This window comes from Methanohalobium sp. (genome assembly GCF_018609725.1).
Taxonomy (GTDB): domain Archaea; phylum Halobacteriota; class Methanosarcinia; order Methanosarcinales; family Methanosarcinaceae; genus Methanohalobium.
This window is the reverse complement of sequence record NZ_JAHENT010000009.1, coordinates 1-3,414: the sequence shown is the minus strand read 5'-3', so window position 1 is coordinate 3,414 and position 3,414 is coordinate 1. Positions and strand designations below refer to the sequence as shown.

The window sequence follows — 3,414 nt, the reverse complement described above, 5'->3', positions numbered from 1 at the left end:
GCTGGAATTTAAGCCACAAAAAATTATATCACAACAAGAAGCCTATAATATGCTGGGAGATATGGTCTCTGACGGACTGGACATGGAAAAATTATACGACATTCTGGGTATAGGCTCTGGTAAGGTTTAAGCAAAGATATTAATATAAAACAAAACCAATCGGGATTACAATGACTGAGGATTTAGATAATAAAAATAACACAGATTCTAACAACGAAAATATGTACAAAAACGTTAATACCAGTGACCTTTGCAATTTCGGCAATGGACTTGATACTATAGCATCACCTTTTACAGGTTTGATAGCAGGTATCGAATATACACCACATAAAGCACAGGGATTACAGAGCCCTTCAGAAATGTGGATAGATAAAAACAACCTCTACGATAACATTGGATATAGTAATCCTAATGAAAATGAAGATACTGATAAAACTGGTGAGTGCAACAAATTAAACGGACTTTTTACTATGGGTAGAGGACTTGAAACACTTGAATCTCCTGTTACAGGTATTGTCACCGGTTTTGATGACATCCACGCCCAGGGGCTTCATAGTGCATCTGATATGAGGCTCGATAGTGATGGTGTCACCAATATAACAGAACAAAACCCATATGTTAACCAAGAACACCCAGAATATAGCGAGACCAAAAATAATGATTTAAAGGACAGAGATATTAACCAGTTTGATTCTCTTGGTTCTCAGGAGAATATCACATCCAATACCATAAGTCGTGTGCAACATAAACCCTCTGGGTTGCAGAGTCCATCAGAGATGTGGATTGACAAAAGCAAACTGTTATCTGACGGCATAAAACATGACAAAATAACAGAAAAATATCTTGAAAACCTGGATTGATTTTCATTTTTCAAAATTTAGACAGGGGAGTGGGATTATATGGCTCAACTTGAACAGGAAAAATTCTGGAATTATGATAATTTTGTAGTAATCACCGATAAAACCAAACCAGCAATGAAATTAACCATAAAAGAACTTGGCAACCGAAACAAAAATATCAGTGTGGTTGATTTGTCTGATAAACCCGACCCAGATACATTAAAAAATATTTCAGATATTCCTGATGACATGGAGAACGCAGTCATAGGCACGACAAAATACAATCCGGCTGATTTTATCAATACTTTACAAGACAAAGGTGTCAAAAGGGTATGGATCCACTGGAGAACCGGTACTCTCGAACTTGATGAAGCATCCAGAAAATCGGAAATAGAATTTATAACAGATAAATGCCCGATGATGTATATGGGAAGCCCTTTCAGCATCCATGGATTACATAGAAGTATAGCAAAACTTACCGGTAAATATTAACAAACATTCTCATATCCTGAATCAGTGTTTATACGTACATCATTCAAATAATTACAGGCATATTCAGAAAGTCCCAAGATTTCCTCTCTTTCCAGCGGTTTTATACCATGCAAATCCGAATCCTTTGAATGCCCAGGAAGTCCTCTCTGGATAACATAGGGTACATCTTTAGATAGATATTTGGATATCCATCCAGATATTTTTGTTATGTCATCGAAGTTACCTATAAAATCACGAATCACAGTGGTTCGAAGTTCAAATTCAACCCCATTTTCATATAATATTTTTAAAGATTCAGCCACTCTGCTTACAGGTTCTGGATAATCTGGACTATTATAACCCGATATTTTTCTGTATAAATCCACATCATCAAGAGGAGCTTTTAAATCAACAAAGAATTTATCAACTTTGCCCTCATCAACAATTTCTTTTATACGTTCCGGATAAAAACCATTTGTGTTGATACCCACAAGCAGGTTATTATATTTAGCAAAACCCGCTAAATGTTTCAAGGCATCGGGTTGCATAAACGGTTCCCCACCTGTAAACACTACATTGTCCACAAAAATTTTGGATTTGTTGATTTGTGATTCGATTTCACCGAAATCAACTGGATTAGAACCGAACAAAAGTTCATGGTTGTGGCAGTATGGGCATCTAAAAGGACATCCTCTAAAAGATATAACGATTGACACCCTTCCGTGCCAATCGATAGTAGATATCGGTACAGTTCCACCATGGTTTAATTTCATAATAACACTTAATATTTAGACCATATCCACAGAAGCGTAACGTTTACGGTCTTCAAGCTCCTGTTTTTTAGCTTCGTTCCAGCCACCTACAGCCTGTATATACCCTGTTACTCTGGATAGGAATTCTACATTACTGGATTCACAATTTGGACAGTTGTCCTTGAGACCATCTGCAACATGGAAATCATCCATACATACTGTCATATCTTTTGTAAATGCAAAGTATCCAGTCTGGGTATTTTTCGCGATGTTAAGTGCAAACTGTTTCAAACCTTTAGGATCCGGATGTGCTTCGCCCATCCAGATGTGCATTATGTTTCCACCATCTACAATCGGAAAGAACGTATGTTCGTAGTTGATTCTGTCAATTATAGACAAGTCTGCACTGGGTGGTATATGTATACCATTTGTGTAATAGATTGGTAGGTCATGGTCTTTGTTGAGTTTCTGTTTGGCTGATTCAACATCACCTTTAATTACCTGTTCAGCTTTATTCGCAAAGCCTTTCTGGAGGAGGTCAGCCACTGCAAATCTTTGACCTGTGGTTTCTGCAGGTGTCCTTGCAAGTGCAATTTGCATACCGTATTTGTTACTGAGATCTTTTGCATACATCTCAAGTTCAGTCATTACACGAACAGCCAGTCTGAAAGCTTCCTTTGATTCATGTAACTGGCAACCTGTGTGATATTGAACCATTTCATTGATTCCGATAACACCGATGGTATATACCAGACTGTCAGTATCAACAAGTATTGAACCTTTTTCACCTGTTATCGGGTCTTTGGGTCTCTGGGATGCAAAAGGCATTCTGTTGTTGTCTATTATATAATCCATCCATTGTTTTTTAGCAAGGAAAACTTCTACACTTCTGTTCATCAGACGTTTCAGGTCGCTTATGAGTGCATCATAATCACCATCAGCTCTATATGCAGACCTTGGACAGTTAAGGGTCAATACCTGCCATGCGCCCATAGAGAAGTGTTTACCTTCTTTGAAATACAGTTTATCTTCAAAATCCGCATCGTTGTCTTCATCTGCAGAGAACTGGTATGCACAGCACTGGTAACAGGATATACCTTTGCCTGCGCCTCTGTATGCTGGTATCTGGTTATCAAAATAAGGTGTACCAAACTTGGCTGCCAGTTCAAATGAGAGGTCGTATAAATCCTCATATGTCGGGATTTCAGGGTGTTGTTTGTTGAATTCTTCATCTTCTTCCATGAACTGCGGCTCTATCGAAATTTCTGGTTTCGGGAAGTTGAAGGGTTTGCCCCAGTAATCACCATCTAACATTACTTCCATCAACGCTTTGAAAGTGAGCCTTACTTCTC

The 3,414-nt window shown here is 38.2% G+C and carries 4 protein-coding genes; 2 read left to right on the top strand and 2 right to left on the bottom strand.

Features of this window, described 5'->3' with window-relative positions; genetic code table 11:
* Positions 1-170: 170 nt before the first annotated feature.
* Both QZ276_RS00200 and QZ276_RS00195 read left to right on the top strand, forming a co-directional pair.
* Positions 171-860, top strand: a complete 690-nt coding sequence (locus QZ276_RS00200) for a hypothetical protein (RefSeq protein WP_292484177.1) — start codon at positions 171-173, stop codon at positions 858-860.
* A 39-nt stretch (positions 861-899) separates the two neighbouring features.
* Entirely contained in the window at positions 900-1,331 is a 432-nt protein-coding gene (locus tag QZ276_RS00195; RefSeq protein ID WP_292484176.1) for a hypothetical protein, read from the top strand.
* On the opposite strand, the gene QZ276_RS00190 is transcribed toward QZ276_RS00195, so the two are convergent.
* The gene (locus QZ276_RS00190) at positions 1,328-2,083 is read right to left on the bottom strand and encodes an anaerobic ribonucleoside-triphosphate reductase activating protein (RefSeq protein ID WP_292484174.1); all 756 of its coding nucleotides are present in this window, start codon (positions 2,081-2,083) and stop codon (positions 1,328-1,330) included. The two genes, QZ276_RS00195 and QZ276_RS00190, sit on opposite strands and share 4 nt — an antisense overlap.
* A 15-nt stretch (positions 2,084-2,098) precedes the next feature.
* Positions 2,099-3,414, bottom strand: a 1,316-nt coding sequence (gene nrdD, locus QZ276_RS00185) for an anaerobic ribonucleoside-triphosphate reductase (protein WP_292484172.1), incomplete at its 5' end; no start/stop codon positions are given.

Excerpts from the sequence above, each read along its gene's own strand:
- QZ276_RS00200 (WP_292484177.1), top strand. The coding sequence starts at position 171 with ATGACTGAGGATTTAGATAATAAAAATAACACAGATTCTAACAACGAA.
- QZ276_RS00195 (WP_292484176.1), top strand. The coding sequence starts at position 900 with ATGGCTCAACTTGAACAGGAAAAATTCTGGAATTATGATAATTTTGTA.
- QZ276_RS00190 (WP_292484174.1), bottom strand. The coding sequence starts at position 2,083 with ATGAAATTAAACCATGGTGGAACTGTACCGATATCTACTATCGATTGG.